Source organism: Uruburuella suis, assembly GCF_004341385.1.
GTDB classification, from domain to species: Bacteria; Pseudomonadota; Gammaproteobacteria; order Burkholderiales; family Neisseriaceae; genus Neisseria; species Neisseria suis.
The window spans coordinates 60553-76335 of sequence record NZ_SLXE01000001.1; the positions used below are offsets into that span (position 1 = coordinate 60553).

Consider the following 15783-nt stretch of genomic DNA (forward strand, 5'->3'; position numbering starts at 1 on the left):
ATTAAAACAAAGGATTTGCTTATGGCTACCATCGCCCGCGACATTTTCAAGGCCTACGATATCCGCGGTATCGTCGGCAAAACGCTCACCAACGAAGCGGCTTATCTGATTGGCCGCGCCATCGGCACGCAGGCGGCAGAAAAAAATATCCGCCAAATTGCGCTGGGTCGCGATGGCCGCCTCAGCGGCCCCGAATTGATGGAAAACCTCACGCGCGGCATCACCGAGAGCGGCATCGATGTGCTCAATGTGGGCATGGTGGCCACGCCCATGCTTTATTTTGCAGCCTGGCAGCATTCCGAAGGCAGCGGCGTGATGATCACTGGCAGCCACAATCCGCCCGATTATAACGGCTTTAAAATGATGTTGGGCGGCGAAACATTGGCCGGCGAGCTGATTCAGGATTTGTTGGCCATTATTGAAAAAGATGCCTTCAACACCTCCGCGAAGCCCGGCAGCGTGACCGAGAAAAACATCGCCGCCGAATATCAGGCGCATATTGTCGGCCACATCAAGCTCAAGCGGCCGATGAAAATCGTGATTGATGCGGGCAACGGCGTGGCCGGTGCCTTTGCCGGCGATCTGTATCGCGCTTTGGGCTGCGAAGTGACCGAGCTCTTTTGCGATGTCGACGGCCATTTCCCCAACCACCATCCCGATCCGGCCAAGCCGGAAAACCTGCAAGATCTGATTCGCGCCCTGCAAGAGAGCGATGCGGAAATCGGCTTTGCCTTTGACGGCGACGGCGACCGCTTGGGCGTGGTCACCAAAGATGCGCAGATTATTTATCCCGATCGCCAATTGATGCTGTTTGCACAAGATGTGTTGAGCCGCAACCCGGGCGCAAAAGTGATTTACGATGTGAAATCCACCCGCCTGCTGGCACCGTGGATTCGTGAGCACGGCGGCGAGCCGGTGATGGAAAAAACCGGCCACAGCTTTATCAAAGCTTCGATGAAGAAAAACGGCGCGCTGATGGCCGGTGAAATGAGCGGCCACGTGTTTTTCAAAGAGCGCTGGTTCGGCTTTGACGACGGCATGTATGCCGGCGCGCGCATGCTGGAAATCTTGTCGGCTTTCGACAGCCCCACAGCCGTGCTCAATGCGCTGCCCAACAGCATTTCCACACCCGAGCTCAACATTCATCTGGCCGAGGGCAGCAACGGCCACGAAGTGATTGCGAAGCTGGCGCAAACGGCGCAATTTGCCGGCAGCGACGAAATCATCACCATCGACGGCCTGCGCGTGGAATACCCCGACGGCTTCGGCCTGATGCGCGCTTCCAACACCACGCCGGTGCTGGTGTTGCGCTTTGAAGCCGACAGCGATGAAGCCATTGCGCGTATTCAAAACCAGTTTAAAGCCGTGGTGGAAAGCTACCCGGGCTTGCGCTGGCCGCTGTAAAGGCTGTTGGATTGATTGAAGCGGTAAAAGCCGTCGGTTTGCTAGGATACCCTAGGGTCTGTTCACAATTCATCCGCGAGTAAGATTTTGAGCGCAAAAGCGTGGCTGCAAGGCGAAAAGCACAGCAAGGTTGAACACCTTGCGAGCATTTTCAACGCAGCAGGCGCGTTTTTGAGCCAAAAGATTGCCGCGTGATGAAATGTGAACAGACCCTAAAGCGCCGGCGGCTTTTTTCGTGCAGGGTGTATTGATTTTATAGCGGTGTACAAAGGCCGCCTGAAAAGCTTTCAGACGGCCTTTGTGCCAAATCTGAAAATAATCTAACTGCATTAGCTCGCCTTGAATGCGCCAAACAAAGCGATGCCGTCTGAAAAAAATGTTTCAGACGGCATCTGAGTGTCATGCGCACGATTACGCTTTGTTTTGACAAAGCTAATCGTATCTACGTTTGCTGTTTCATAGGCTTGCATAATAAAGCTTTCAAAGGTATTATTAAAAGACCTTTTAAAAAAATTTTAGGTGGTAGTATGTGGTTTCATAGATTGGAATCAGTAGAATTTAATGAGTTGATATCATTCAATAAATATAATGATGGTTTCGGAAGGTTTATATTTGAACCGCTTATGCTGTATCCGCGTAAAATATATAATTTGTTGGAAGAGATATTCCTGGAAAACCTAGAGAATAGAGAGAAGCTTTCGGCTTTTTTACATGCTGAGTATGGAATTTGCTGTTTTTATCAATATTGGGATTCTTTGGAGACAATACGGAAAACAGTAATAAAAGATTACGGTTTGATGATTTTGAGAAAGTTGTTTGTAAAAAAGGTAGAGCAAAAGCAACCTGCTAATTTGATACCCATTAAGCAAAACAATCAGGAAATTTTTAACGTTCGACCAATTATCAGATTGATGCTTTTGACTGCCCGGTTCAATACTCCTTTATACAATAATCAGGAGCTTTATCATGATTAAACAAATATTCAGCCGTTATGTGGCAAGTATCAGTGATCTGAAAAAAAATCCGATGGAAACCGTTGGTAATGCAAATGGCGAGCCAGTGGCGATTTTAAACCGCAATACGCCTGCATTTTACTGTGTTCCTGCCCGCCTGTATGAAAAAATGCTTGATATTTTGGAAGATCAGGATTTGGTGAAACTTGCGATAGAGCGGGAAAATGACCCTGTTGTGAAAGTTTCTATTGATGAATTACGAACTAGAATTCAGCAAAAAAGCACTGAAAGAATTTGATAAGCTCAGTCCGGATATTGCGGAACAATTTTTGAAAAAATTGGAAAAGGTTTTGGAAAGCCCCCGCATCCCGGGAAACAAGCTACACGGTGCCAAGTATAAAGATTTGTATAAAATTAAATTGCGCTCGAGCGGATTCCGTTTGCTGTATGAAGTGAACGATGGCAGGGTGGTGGTCATAGTGGTTGCCGTGGGGCGCAGAGATACCATTTACGGACGATTGGGTTAAGCCTTTTACTGTTTGATGGGTATCAAGACAAAGGCCGTCTGAAAGCTTTTCAGACGGCCTTTGTTTGCCGCATCTTCACAGTCGTGTCACGCTCAACACGCCTTTCACCTCGGCCAGGCTGGCGAGCACGCGCGGCAATTCGTTTACTTGTTTTACTTCCACGGTGAAGCGCATGCTGGCTTCCAGATCGCGTGATTGGGTTTGCACGGCGGTGACGTTGAGCTTGTGGCGGGCGAGCGTGTCGGACACATCGCGCAACAAGCCGCCGCGGTCTTGTGCGCGGATTTCCAAATCCACGGCAAACACTTGGCCGTCTGAAAGGCCGGCCCAGCTTGCGGGCAGCACTTTGTCGGGCGATTGTTCGGCCAGATATTGGAAAGAGGGGCAGCTTTGACGGTGCACCGAAATGCCGCGCTCGCGGGTGACAAAGCCGATAATCTGGTCGGGCGGTGCGGGTTTGCAGCATTTGGCCAAGGTGGTCATCAGGCCGTCTTCGCCATCGATGAGCACGCCGCTTTTGCCGGTTTTTTTGATTTTCGATTGCTTGACGATGCTGGTTTCGCTCACCGGCGCGGGCGGCGGCTCGTTAAGCGCGCCGCAGGCTTTTTGAATGGCGCGCGCCGATATTTCGCCCTGGCCCACGGCGCTGTAGAGCTCGTCGATTTTTTTGAAACCGAGCTTTTCCGATAAATCTTGCAGATTGGGTTTGGGCGAGATTTTGGCGATTTGTTTTTCAAATTGGTTGCGGCCGTTTTCGCGCACGGCGTCGGCGTTTTGCTGGCGGATAAAGGCACGGATTTTGCTGATGGCGCGTGGGCTTTTTACCCAGCCTTCATAAAGCCAGTTTACCGAGGGCGAGCCTTCTTTGGCGGTGATGATTTCCACCCGTTGGCCGTTTTCGAGCGGGGTGGAAAGCGGCACAATCTGGCCTTCCACTTTGGCGCCGCGGCAGCGGTCGCCCACGCTGCTGTGCAGGGCGTAGGCAAAGTCGATGGGGGTGGCGCCCACGGGAAGCGACAGCACTTTGCCGTGCGGGGTGAGCACGTAAATGGTGTCGTTGAAAAGCTCGGTGCGAAAGGCGCTGGCCAAATCTTCGCGGTCGTTGTCGGCCATGTTTTCGCGCCAGTCGAGCAATTGGCGCAGCCAGGCGATTTTCTGCTCGTAAGCGCCGTCGCCCTTGCCGCCTTCTTTGTAGCGCCAGTGGGCGGCCACGCCGAATTCGTTGAATTGGTGCATGTCGAACGTGCGGATCTGCACTTCCACGCCTTTGTCTTCCGGCCCCACCACCACGGTGTGCAGGCTTTTGTAGCCGTTGCCTTTGGGGTAGGCGATGTAGTCGTCAAATTCGCCCGGTATCGGCTGCCACAGGCTGTGCACAAGGCCTAATGTGGTGTAGCACTCGGGCACGGAGTCCACCAAAATGCGCACGGCGCGGATGTCGTAAAGGCCGTCGAAATCGAGCTTTTTCTTAACCATTTTTTTGTAAATGGAATAAATATGCTTGGGGCGGCCGGCCACATCATAGCGGATGCCGTATTTATCCAGCTCGGTGCGCAGGGCGTTGAGGAAATTTTCGATATATTCGAGCCGCTCGGTGCGTTTTTCATCGAGCAGGCGGGCGATTTTTTTATACTCTTCGGGGTTTTGGTGGCGAAAGCCCAAATCTTCGAGCTGCCATTTGAGCTGCCACACGCCCAAACGGTTGGCCAGCGGCGCGAAAATATCGAGCGTTTCTTTGGCCAGCGCGCGCTTTTCGGGGCTGTCGGGCTGGGTGCCGATAAATTGCATGGTGCGGGTGCGCAGCGCCAGCTTGATGAGCACCACGCGGATGTCGCTCACCATCGCCAGCAGCATTTTACGCATGGTTTCGGCCTGCTCGGCACGCTCTTCGGGCGTAGCGAGGCTGTCGACTTTGGCAAAATGGGTGAGCTTTTGCACTTCATCGATGCCTTTGACCAAAGAGGCGATGTCGGCATTGCACGCTTCGGTGGTTTTTTCCTGCCAGCTCGGGCAATAGCTGGAAATATCGGTGAGCAAGGTGGCGGCCACGGCATCGGGCAGCAAATCCATATCGGCCACCATTTCGGCAGCGCCCAAGAGGTTGCTCAGTAAGGGCTCGCCGTTGGGGGTGAGCGCATCGGCAGGGTAATGGGCTTCGGCCAGCGAAAGTGCGTTTTGCAGCAGCTTGGCATCGGCTTCGGGCAGCTTGGCAAGATAGGTGTCAAACCACGGCCGGTAGTGGTCCAGATTGGGGGCGATGCTGCTGGGCGCTTGTCGGATGCTGGCCATTGCGATTCTCGATTGGGCTGATGAAGAGAGGCTATTGTAGCAAATTTGTGCCGGCTATTTTATAACTTTTGCCGCGCTTCGATATGCTTTGCGGTGATTTTGAGCGTTGCCGCAGGCGGGCGTTGTTTCAGACGGCCTAAAGTGCTAAGGTAAACAAGTTTCGATGTTTATAAAGATGTTTATAAAATGAAAGGTGTTGCGATGAAGCTTTATATTTACGATCATTGCCCGTTTTGCGTGCGCGCGCGCATGATTTTCGGCTTGCGCGATGTGGCGGTGGATGAAGAAGTGTTGCTCAACGATGATGAAGATACGCCCATCGGCTTGATTGGCGCCAAACAGGTGCCGATTTTAATCAAGCCCGACGGCACGGCGATGGGCGAGAGCCTGGATATTGTGCGCTTTATTGATGAATATGCGGGCAAAGAGCGCTTGAACGAAGCCGTTCGAGTCGAAGTGCAAACGTGGTATGACGAAGTTAATGAGTATTACAACAAGCTCGTGCAGCCGCGCGACATCAAGCTGGGTTTGCCCGAATTTGCCACGCAGGCGGCAATGGATTATTTTGTGCGCAAAAAAGAAAAAACCATCGGCAATTTCGACACCAATCTGGCCAACACCAAAAAATACCTGGCACGCGTGCACACGCATTTGGCCGAACTCGAAGCGCTGGTGCAATCGCCCGAGGCTTTCGCCGGCGAATTGGGCATAGAAGATATTTTGATTTTTCCGGTGCTGCGCAACCTCACCATGGTGCGCGGGTTGGAAATGCCGCCCAAGGTGCTGGCCTACACGCTGGCGATGAGCGAAAAAAGCGCGGTGCCGCTTTATTTCGATCGGGCTTTGTGATTTTTTAAAGGCAGCTTGAAAGGCCGTCTGAAAGCTTTCAGACGGCATCTGTCGTCATGCGTACGATTTGATAGCGAAGTGCAAGAAAAAGTGGCAGGAAACTGCATTCCACAACGGCGTAGGTTGGGTTGACAACTCAACCTACCCGCCTGCGCTGTCCGCCTTGAATGCGGAAAATAAACGATGCCGTCTGAAACCTTTCAGACGGCATCTGTGTGCCATGCGTAGGATGACGCTTTGGTTTGACAAAGCTCATCATTCTTACGTTTCAGACGGCCTTTCAAATTCAAAACAAATCGCCTTGTGCGCGGCGCAGATAATTCTGCAAAGGTTTGGGCAAACCATAATCGGCCCATTCCGATTCAAGCAGCCATAAGCCGTTGCCCTCGTGCCGGCTTTCAGACGGCCTGTCGGTGCGGCCGGCAAACGGCGTAATCAGCAGCAGGCGGTGGGTGAGGCGGTGGGTGAGCGCGGGGGCTTCTTCGAGGCCGTCTGAAGCGATGCCGTGTTGTGCGGCAAAGCGGTGCATATCGCTGAGCGATTCGAAGCAGGGCACGCAGTAAAGGCCGCCCCAAATGCCTTTTTGCGGCCGCTTTTCCAGCAGCAGCGCGCCTTTTCGGTTGCGCAGCAGCAGCCAATAAAGCGGCAGGGTTTTCACCTCGGCCGCTTCTTTTTTGCGCGGCAAATCGGCAATGCGGTTTTGCGCTTTGGCCAGGCAGCCGTCGGCCATCGGGCATTGCGCGCACAAAGGCTTGCTGCGTTTGCACACGGTGGCGCCCAAATCCATCAGCCCTTGCGTGTAGGCGGGCATATTTTCATTTTCAGGCGGCAGCAGGCTTTCGGCCAGCGCCCATAAAGCCTGCTCGAATTTTTTATCGGCCGGATTGCCATCTTGTGCAAACACGCGGCAGAGCACGCGCTTCACATTGCCGTCCAGAATCGCTTCGCGCCCGTGAAAGGCAAAGGCGGCAATCGCGGCGGCCGTGCTTCTGCCCACGCCGCACAGCGTTTCCAAAGCTTGGCGCTGCGGCGGAAACGCGCCGCCGAAATCATGCACCACTTGCTTGGCGGCCTTGTGCAGATTGCGGGCGCGGCTGTAGTAGCCCAGGCCTGCCCACAAATTGAGCACATCATCTTGCGGCGCGGCGGCCAGCGCGGCCACATCGGGAAAGCGGGCGATAAAGCGCGGGTAATAATCGAGCACGGTGGCCACTTGGGTTTGCTGCAACATGATTTCCGAGAGCCACACCCGATAAGGCTCGCGCACCTGCCAAGGCAGATGGTGGCGGCCATGCTGGCGCTGCCAGGCAATCAGGCGTCGGGAAAAATCGGTAGGAGAAATCATCGGTGGGCAGGCCGTCTGAAAGAAAGCGCGTATTGTAGCGTGAAATGAATAAAAAAGTGCGGCGGCGGATAAGCGTGTTTTGTTGGCATCGCTTTTCTCCTGATTTCGCAATATGGCGAAAGCTCAAGCCTGTGCCGGCGCAGCAAAACGCGTTTTCAGACGGCCTGTGTTATATAATAACAATTTGAAATATAAAAGTAATTTGACTTTAAAATAAGCTTTGGCCTACACTGAAGCTATCATTTTATTGCAAGCAGCTATGCTGCCGGCATCTACCCGGAGAAAGGAAAGCAATATGAAAGCCATGGTCTATCACGCCGCCAACGATATTCGTTTGGAAGAGAAGCCCAAGCCGCAAATTATCGATCCCACCGATGCCGTGGTGCGCATTGTGAAAACCACCATCTGCGGCACCGATTTGGGCATTTGGAAAGGCAAAAATCCGGAAGTGGCCGACGGGCGCATTCTCGGCCATGAAGGCGTGGGCATCGTCGAAGAAGTGGGCGCTGCGGTGAAAAACATCAAAAAAGGCGATAAAGTTATCATTTCATGCGTGAGCAAGTGCTGCTCGTGCGACAACTGCAAAAAGCAGCTTTATTCACATTGCCGCAACGGCGGCTGGATTCTGGGTTATATGATCGACGGCACACAGGCCGAATATGTACGCACGCCGTTTGCAGACAACAGCCTGATTCCGCTGCCGGAAAATGTAGACGATGAAATCGCCTTGCTCTTGAGCGATGTGCTGCCCACCGGCCATGAAATCGGCGTGCAATACGGCGATGTGAAGCCGGGTGACACCGTGTTTATCGCCGGCGCCGGCCCCGTGGGCATGGGCGTGTTGGTGACGGCGCAGTTTTACAGCCCGTCGGTGATTATTGTGTGTGATATGGATGAAAACCGCCTCAAAATGGCCAAAGCGCTCGGCGCCACCCACACCATCAACCCGAGCGATGGCGATGTGGCGGCCAAAGTAAAAGCTATTGTGGGCGAAGACGGCGTGGATTGCGCCATCGAAGCCGTGGGCGTGCCCGCCACTTGGGCGATGTGCCAAGATATGGTAAAAGCCGGCGGCCACATCGCCGTGGTGGGCGTGCACGGCAAGCCGGTGGATTTCAACCTCGAGCGTTTGTGGATTAAAAACCTCGCCATCACCACCGGCTTGGTGAATTCCAACACCACCGAAATGCTGCTCAAAGCCATTTCCACGAGCCCGGTGGATTTCACTGCCATGCTCACCCACCGTTTCAAGCTCAGCGAGCTGGAAGAGGCTTATGATGTGTTCAAACACGCGGCTGAAAACGGCGCGATGAAAGTGGTGTTGGTGAATGAATAAAAGTTTGGCTGAATGAGCAACAGGCCGTCTGAAAACTTTTTTCAGACGGCCTGTTTGTTTGCCGGCGGTGTTTTATTTCCAATAGCGCCACCAAGGCATGGTGTCGGCTTTCCAAGCTTGGGTGAGATAGGGGCTGTTGGGGAAGTTTTGCGCCAAAATGCGGCGGGTGTCTTCGGCCAGCTGCGGCTGGTTTATGTGCTGGTAAGACTGCGCCATAATCGCCAGCGCTTCTTCCACAAAGCGGGTGTTTTGATATTGCTGCACCACTTTTTGGGCGCGATTGTTGGCCGCCAGATAAGCGCCGCGGCGCATATAATAGCGGGCCACGGCGATTTCGTTGCCGCCCAAAGCGTCTACAAGCTTGGCCATGCGCTCGGTGGCGTCGGGCGCGTAGCGGCTGTCGGGATAACGTTGCACCAGTTCGGCAAAAGCCTGATAAGCTTCGCGGTTGGCTTTGGGGTCGCGGTCGGACCAATCTTGCGAAGCCAAGCGGTTGAGGAAGGATTGGTCTTCGTTAAAGAGCACCAAGCCTTTGAGATAAAGGGCATAATCCATATTCGGATGCTGCGGATACATGCGCTGGAAACGCTCGATGGCGGCCAGCGCTTTAGCCGGCTCATCGTCTTTATAATAAGCATAGGCGGTGTCGAGCTGTGCTTGCTGGGCGTGGCGGCCGTTGGGGAAGCGCGATTCCAAAATTTCGTATAACTTGACAGCTCGCGTATAATTGTTGCTGTTTAATTCGTCTTGCGCTTCGGTGTAGAGACGATCCACCGTCCAATCCTGGGTCATCTGCGCATCTTTATCGATGGTGCCGGTGTTAGCGCAGCCGGCCAGCGCCAAGCCCAGGGTAACTACTAAAAGAATTTTTTTCATGCAAAACACTTCCTTTGACAATGAAGCCGATTATAACGATGATTTGGCTTTTTCGGCAGCCCCTGATGCAGAAAGTTGCATAAATTTAACTGTGCCGGTGGATTTGGCCGGTTTGCGGCTGGATGCGGCTTTGGCCAAAATGCTGCCCGATTATTCGCGCAGCCGCCTCACCGGCTGGATTAAAGAGGGCGCGGTTAAGGTAAACGGCCGCGCCGCGCAGCCGAAAGATAAGCTGGTGGGCGCGGAGCGCATCGAAGTGGCGGTGCCGCAGAGCGAAGAAGTGCTGGCATTTACGCCCGAGCCGATGGATTTGGACATTATCTACGAAGACGACAGCGTGATGGTGCTCAATAAGCCCGCCGGCATGGTGGTGCACCCGGCAGCAGGCAATTGGAGCGGCACGCTGCTCAACGGCCTTTTGGCACACAACCCCGCGCTGGCGCAGATTCCGCGCGCCGGCATTGTGCACCGGCTCGATAAAGACACCAGCGGTCTGATGGTGGTGGCCAAAACGCTGCCGGCGCAAAACCATCTGGTGCAGCAATTGCAGGCGCGCACGGTGAAGCGCATTTATCGCGCCGTGGCCAACGGCGTGGTGCCGTTTGACGGCAAAATCGACACCTTAATCGGACGCGACCCGCACAACCGCCTGAAAATGGCGGTGGTGAAATTCGGCGGCAAAGAGGCGGTTACGCATGTGAAAGTGCTGGAGCGCTATCCGGCGCACAGCTATATCGAATGCGCGCTGGAAACCGGCCGCACCCACCAAATCCGCGTGCACATGCGCGAAGCCAACCACCCGCTCGCGGGCGATGCGGTGTATGGCAACCCGCGCCATGCCTGCTCCGATGTGGCCAAAGACGCAGTGAAAGGGCTGGCGCGCCAGGCGCTGCACGCTTACCGCTTGAGCTTTGTGCACCCGCAAACGGGCGAAACCGTGCAGTTTGAAGCGCCGATTCCGGACGATATGTATCATTTATTGTCGGTGCTGCGCCTCGAAGCCGGGTTGGATTCTTCGCTGAGCAACGAAGTAGAATGGCAAAACAAAATCGACGATGACGATGATGATTGGGACGACGACGATTATGATGTTGAAGTGATGTATGTGAAAGATTAACTTTTCATACCAATCCAAAAAAATAACCTAACTTCGTTGTCTCGCCTTGCCGTACTATCTGTACTGTCGCAGGCTTCCGCCTTGTTAGCTTACTTTTTTGAATTGGTATAAGACGGCCTTTCGTTTTGTTGATAAAAAGCCGATAGATACAAGGCCGTCTGAAACCGCGAAAGCACAACATGAGCCAAAAACTGAATCTGGATTTAAACGCCGCCATCGGCCTGCCGCAATACGACACACCGTTTTTGCGCGCCGATTGGCCGGCACCGGCGCAGGTGAAAACGCTGCTCACCACCCGCAAAGGCGGTGTGAGCAGAGCGCCTTTTGCCGGCTTGAATGTGGGCGCGCATGTGGGCGATGCGCCTGCCGATGTGGCACATAATCGGGCGCTCGTGGCGGCCGAAGCAGGGCGGCCGGTGGCTTATCTCAATCAGATTCACAGCCCCGATGTGGTGGAAGCCGCGCAAAGTGTGCACACCGCGCCGGATGCCGATGCCGCCGTCGACCGCAGCGGTGCGGCCGCCTGCGCGGTGATGACGGCCGATTGCCTGCCGGTGCTTTTTTGCGACCGCGCCGGCACCGTGGTGGGCGCGGCGCATGCCGGCTGGCGCGGGTTGGCGGCGGGTGTGTTGGAAAACACCGTGGCCGCTATGGGCGTGCCGGCGGCGGAAATCATGGCTTATCTGGGCCCTGCCATCGGCCCGGATGCGTTTGAAGTGGGGCAGGATGTGTTCGACACATTCTGCCTGCCGCTGCCGCAAGCCGAAGCCGCATTCGAGCCGATTGGCGGCGGCAAGTATTTGGCCGATATTTATGCGCTGGCGCGGCTGCGGCTGCAACGCGAGGGCGTGACGCAGATTTACGGCGGCACGCATTGCACGGTGCTCGAGCGCGACACGTTTTTCTCTTACCGCCGCGACGGCCAAACCGGCCGCATGGTGAGCCTGATTTGGCTGGAAAAGCCGGAAGGTTGAGGTTTGCGGCACGGGTTGTGTTGATCAGCAGAATAGGCCGTCTGAAAGTTTCAGACGGCCTTTATTTATTTTTAAAATCATCGTGTTAAATTTGAATGATTGGGCGGGGCAGTAAAAATAGCGGATACGGCGCAACACAGGAAATGCCATTTTCTGTAAAAAATCTGTTATATTCCACCCTTTTGCAGCGTTTTTGACGTGCTCGCGCCATCGGATGCCGAGGCCGTCTGAAAGCCTGCCGGCGCCGGATGTTTGGTGCGCCAACGTGTTGAACCGATTGATAAAATAAGAAGGTGTGTGTATGGCAACCTCTACTCCCGCGGCCGGTGATAAATCTTTGTTTTGGGCGACCGGCCTGATGCTGTTTGCGCTGTTTTTCGGTGCGGGCAATTTGATTTTTCCTGCGGCCATGGGGCAGCAGGCAGGTGAGCATATTGTGTCGGCGATGTTGGGCTTTATGCTCACCGGCGCGGGTTTGCCGCTTTTGGGCGTGGCCGCCATCGGCTATTCGGGCTCGCGCGATGTGCAAGAGCTCGCTTCGCGTGTGACGCCACTTTACGGGCTGTTGTTTGCGGTGTTGCTTTATTTGTCGATAGGCCCTTTGTTTGCCATTCCGCGCACGGCCACGGTGTCGTTTGAAATCGGCGTGGTGCCGTTTTTGGGCGAGCCTTCCGAATCGCAGCGCACTTGGGCGCTGGCTGTGTTCAGCATTGCTTTTTTTGCGGTGTCTTATTGGCTGGCGATGTCGCCGGGCAAGCTGATCGACCGCATCGGCAAGGTGCTGACGCCGTTTTTGCTGCTGTGTATTGCGGTGTTGGTGGGCGCTTCGGTGTTGTGGCCGATGGGAGATTTTCAGGCGGCGCAGGGCGAATTTGTGACCCGGCCGCTGGTGAAAGGCTTTTTGGAAGGCTACAACACCATGGATGCGCTCGCTTCGCTGGTGTTTGCCATTATTGTGATCGACTCTATCCGCGCGCGCGGTGTGAGCGATAAAAAAGCGCTCACTTCGCTCACCATCCGCGCCGGTGTGTTGGCGGCGGCCTGTTTGGCGCTGGTGTATGCGCTGATTGCCTATATGGGCGCGAGCAGCGTGGGCTTGTTTGGCATGTTGGGCAATGGCGCGGCGGTGCTCTCGCAGGTGGCGCAGCATTATTTCGGCATGAGCGGCAATATTTTGCTGGCGGCCATTGTGTTTTTGGCGTGTTTGAGCACATCGGTGGGCTTGATTACCTCGTGTGCGGAATATTTCAACCGCATTTGGCCGCGCGTGTCTTACCGGCATTTTGCGATTGTGTTTACGTTGGTTTCCTGCCTGCTGGCGAATAAAGGTTTGGCCGGGATTATCAGCTTTTCGATTCCGATGCTGATGCTGCTTTATCCGCTTACGGTGGTGATTATTCTGCTGGCCTTCCTCGATAAATTGTTCGGCGGCAGCCGCTTGGTGTATGTGTGCACCATTTTCGCCACTTTGGTGGTGGGCTTGCTCGATGCCTATAAAACCGCTTTCGGCTTCAGTGATGAAGCGGCGGCGGCCATCAACAATGCTTTGCCGCTCTATGATATCGGCCTGGGCTGGCTGATGCCTGCGGCGGCGGGCTTTGTGTTGGGCTGCATTTTGAATGTGGCGAGTAAAAAGAAAAATTGATTGGTTTTATCAAACAGGCCGTCTGAAAGGTTTTCAGACGGCCTTTATGTTTTATACGGGTTTGTTTTATGCATATAGTGGCATGCAAGAAAAAGTGACACTAAACTGTATTCTGCAATAGCGTAGATTGGGTTGATAAACCCAAGGTTTCAGACGGCCTGTCGGCTTGTTGGGTTTTCAACCCAACCTACCCGCTTACGCCGCAAAAAGTGCGGTGTGCGCACCTCGGTCGAAAGCGGACGTAGATACGATTAGCTTTGCAAAGTAAAGTGTGATTGGGCGAATGAAACAGAAATGCCGTTTGAAAGCTTTCAGACGGCATCTGCGCTTCATTCTTTGCTTTTTTGCGCCAACATGGCAGTGAGGCCGGCGAGGCGGCTTTTGCCCTCGGCTTTGTCTATAATCGGCTCACCACCTTTGCGCCCCAATATTTTCAGGTCTTCCTGCGGCATTTCGTCGATAAAGCGGCTGGGCTCGGGAAACTGCCATTGCCCCTGCCTTTTGCGTTTGACGCAATAAGTGAGCGTGAGCTGGCGTTTGGCGCGGGTGATGCCCACATACATCAGCCGGCGCTCTTCTTCGAGGTTGCCCTCTTCAACGCTGTCGCCGTGGGGAAACAGGCCTTCTTCGCAGCCGACCAGAAACACAAACGGATATTCCAGCCCTTTGGAAGCATGCAGGGTAGACATTTTCACGGCATCCACTTCTTCATCGTCGCGGCCTTCGAGTAGGGTCATCAGGGCGATGGTTTGGGCGATTTCGATGATGTTTTTGCCGTCTTCTTCACCTTTGCGTGTGAGCCAGCCGGCCAAATCCTGCACGTTTCGCCATTTGATTTCGCCGGCTTTGCCTTCTTCGCTGCCCAGCAGATGGGCTTCGTAGCCGATGTCGGCGAGCAGGCTTTGCACCAAGGCACCCGCAGGCTCTTGTTCGGCGCGGCTTTGGTAATCGTGCATCAGCTGCATAAATTGTTGCAGATGCTCGCGGCTTTTGCTGTTGAGCTCAGCCAAGGCTTCCATGCTCGAGGCCGTCTGAAACAGGCTGCAACTGTGTTGGCGTGCATATTCGTTGAGCTTGCCCAAGGTGGTGTCGCCGATGCCGCGCTTAGGCGTGGTGGCGGCGCGCAGAAAGGCGGGGTCGTCGTCGGGGTTGGCCAATAGGCGGATGTAGGCGAGCACATCTTTGATTTCGGCTTTGTCGAAAAAGCTTTGGCCGCCGGAGAGCTGATAGGGAATGCGGGCGGCGCGCAGCGCTTCTTCAAACACGCGCGCCTGATGGTTGCCGCGATAGAGAATGGCAAAATCGGCATAATTCACTTTGTCGCCGCCGATGAGCTTTTGGCGGCTGATGTAGCCGGTGACCACTTCGGCTTCGTGCTGCTCGTGCTGGCAGGCCACCACTTTCACAGGCTCGCCCAGGCCGTATTGCGACCATAATGTTTTGGGAAAAAGCTTGGGATTATTGGCAATCACTTGGTTGGCCACTTTGAGAATGCGCGCGCTAGAGCGGTAGTTTTGCTCGAGCTTGATGATTTTGAGCTGCGGATAGTCGGTTTGCAGCAGGCGCAGGTTTTCCATATTGGCGCCACGCCAGGCGTAGATGCTTTGGTCGTCGTCGCCCACGGCGGTAAACATGCCCTCAGCGCCGGTGAGAAGGCGCATCAGCGCGTATTGACAGGTGTTGGTGTCTTGGCATTCGTCCACCAAAAGATAGCGCAGCCGCAGCTGCCATTTGTGGCGCACTTCGCTGTTGCGCTGCAACAATAAGGTGGGTAGGCGGATTAAGTCATCGAAATCAACGGCTTGATAGCTTTCTAATGTGGCTTGGTAGCCGGCGTAAATCACGGCGATTTGGCGCTCCCATTCGTTGGCCGCCGCTTGCAGCGCCTGCTCGGGCGTTTGCAGATCGTTTTTCCACAGTGAGATTTGGTGCTGCGCTTTAAATACGGCTTCGCGGCCGCTACTGCCCAATAATTCGTTGATGATTTTGCTGCTGTCGGTGGCATCGAGAATGGAGAAATTCTTTTTATAGCCGATGTGCGGCGCTTCTTCGCGCAGCATGCGCATGCCTAAAGAGTGAAAAGTGCACACGGTGAGCCCGCGCATGGCTTTTTTGCTCAACATGCCGCCGATGCGCTCCTGCATTTCTTTGGCGGCTTTGTTGGTAAAAGTGATGGCGGCGATATTGTGCGGCGGCCAGCCTTTTTGGGTGATCATATAGGCGATTTTTTCGGTGATCACACGGGTTTTGCCGCTGCCGGCACCGGCCAGCACGAATAAGGGGCCGCCGAGATAATGAATGGCTTGTTGCTGCTGGGGGTTGAGCTTCATGGTGTGTGCCGTGGAAAGAGGCCGTCTGAAAAGAGTGGTTGATTATAGCGCAATTTATCGCGCTGCCGATGCTGCGGCCTGATGGCGGTTGCTGTTTTCCTTGAGGTTGGCTTGTTGTATGATAAAGCTGTGGCGGCC

13 protein-coding genes are annotated in these 15783 nt (G+C 54.4%); 9 read left to right on the top strand and 4 right to left on the bottom strand.

Annotation, left to right across the window (positions count from 1 at the left end):
• Positions 1 to 21: 21 nt before the first annotated feature.
• From EV680_RS00245 to EV680_RS00260, 4 genes are all read left to right on the top strand, one after another.
• Positions 22 to 1404 carry a phosphomannomutase/phosphoglucomutase gene (locus EV680_RS00245; RefSeq protein WP_132951993.1) on the top strand — a complete coding sequence of 461 codons (1383 nt, stop codon included), beginning with the start codon at positions 22 to 24 and terminating at the stop codon, positions 1402 to 1404.
• Between the two features lie 401 nt (positions 1405 to 1805).
• Positions 1806 to 2378, top strand: coding sequence for a hypothetical protein (locus EV680_RS00250; protein ID WP_132951995.1), 573 nt, complete (start codon positions 1806 to 1808; stop codon positions 2376 to 2378).
• A complete protein-coding gene (locus EV680_RS00255; protein WP_132951997.1) occupies positions 2371 to 2655 on the top strand; it encodes a type II toxin-antitoxin system Phd/YefM family antitoxin in 285 nt (94 codons plus the stop codon). The genes EV680_RS00250 and EV680_RS00255 overlap by 8 nt, the downstream gene beginning before the upstream one ends.
• Positions 2609 to 2884: a type II toxin-antitoxin system RelE family toxin gene (locus EV680_RS00260; RefSeq protein WP_132951999.1), complete on the top strand. Its 276-nt coding sequence runs from the start codon at positions 2609 to 2611 to the stop codon at positions 2882 to 2884. Before EV680_RS00255 ends, EV680_RS00260 begins: the two co-directional genes overlap by 47 nt.
• A gap of 75 nt (positions 2885 to 2959) precedes the next feature.
• On the opposite strand, the gene EV680_RS00265 is transcribed toward EV680_RS00260, so the two are convergent.
• Entirely contained in the window at positions 2960 to 5173 is a 2214-nt protein-coding gene (locus EV680_RS00265) for a RelA/SpoT family protein (protein ID WP_132952001.1), read from the bottom strand.
• A gap of 201 nt (positions 5174 to 5374) precedes the next feature.
• Between EV680_RS00265 and grxB the strand changes: the two genes are divergently transcribed.
• Complete coding sequence (gene grxB / locus EV680_RS00270; protein WP_132952003.1) at positions 5375 to 6022, top strand: glutaredoxin 2; 648 nt, start codon at positions 5375 to 5377, stop codon at positions 6020 to 6022.
• 286 nt (positions 6023 to 6308) lie between these two features.
• On the opposite strand, the gene mutY is transcribed toward grxB, so the two are convergent.
• Positions 6309 to 7367 (bottom strand): A/G-specific adenine glycosylase, encoded by a 1059-nt coding sequence (gene mutY, locus EV680_RS00275; protein ID WP_132952005.1) that lies wholly within the window; start codon positions 7365 to 7367, stop codon positions 6309 to 6311.
• A 295-nt stretch (positions 7368 to 7662) separates the two neighbouring features.
• Here mutY and EV680_RS00280 point away from each other — a divergent pair, with 295 nt between their 5' ends.
• Positions 7663 to 8703: a zinc-dependent alcohol dehydrogenase family protein gene (locus EV680_RS00280; protein WP_132952009.1), complete on the top strand. Its 1041-nt coding sequence runs from the start codon at positions 7663 to 7665 to the stop codon at positions 8701 to 8703.
• A 72-nt stretch (positions 8704 to 8775) separates the two neighbouring features.
• Here the strand turns inward: EV680_RS00280 and EV680_RS00285 are convergent, their stop codons facing one another.
• The gene (locus tag EV680_RS00285) at positions 8776 to 9579 is read right to left on the bottom strand and encodes an outer membrane protein assembly factor BamD (protein ID WP_132952011.1); all 804 of its coding nucleotides are present in this window, start codon (positions 9577 to 9579) and stop codon (positions 8776 to 8778) included.
• Here EV680_RS00285 and rluD point away from each other — a divergent pair.
• The 3 genes from rluD to brnQ all read left to right on the top strand — a co-directional run bounded on the left by rluD (position 9578) and on the right by brnQ (position 13315).
• Complete coding sequence (gene rluD, locus EV680_RS00290; RefSeq protein WP_132952013.1) at positions 9578 to 10696, top strand: 23S rRNA pseudouridine(1911/1915/1917) synthase RluD; 1119 nt, start codon at positions 9578 to 9580, stop codon at positions 10694 to 10696. The two genes, EV680_RS00285 and rluD, sit on opposite strands and share 2 nt — an antisense overlap.
• A 179-nt stretch (positions 10697 to 10875) precedes the next feature.
• Complete coding sequence (pgeF, locus tag EV680_RS00295; RefSeq protein ID WP_132952015.1) at positions 10876 to 11670, top strand: peptidoglycan editing factor PgeF; 795 nt, start codon at positions 10876 to 10878, stop codon at positions 11668 to 11670.
• Positions 11671 to 11971: 301 nt separating this feature from the next.
• Positions 11972 to 13315, top strand: a complete 1344-nt coding sequence (gene brnQ, locus EV680_RS00300) for a branched-chain amino acid transport system II carrier protein (protein WP_243650309.1) — start codon at positions 11972 to 11974, stop codon at positions 13313 to 13315.
• Positions 13316 to 13644: 329 nt separating this feature from the next.
• Here the strand turns inward: brnQ and rep are convergent, their stop codons facing one another.
• A complete protein-coding gene (rep, locus tag EV680_RS00305; protein WP_132952017.1) occupies positions 13645 to 15645 on the bottom strand; it encodes a DNA helicase Rep in 2001 nt (666 codons plus the stop codon).
• Positions 15646 to 15783 lie beyond the last annotated feature (138 nt).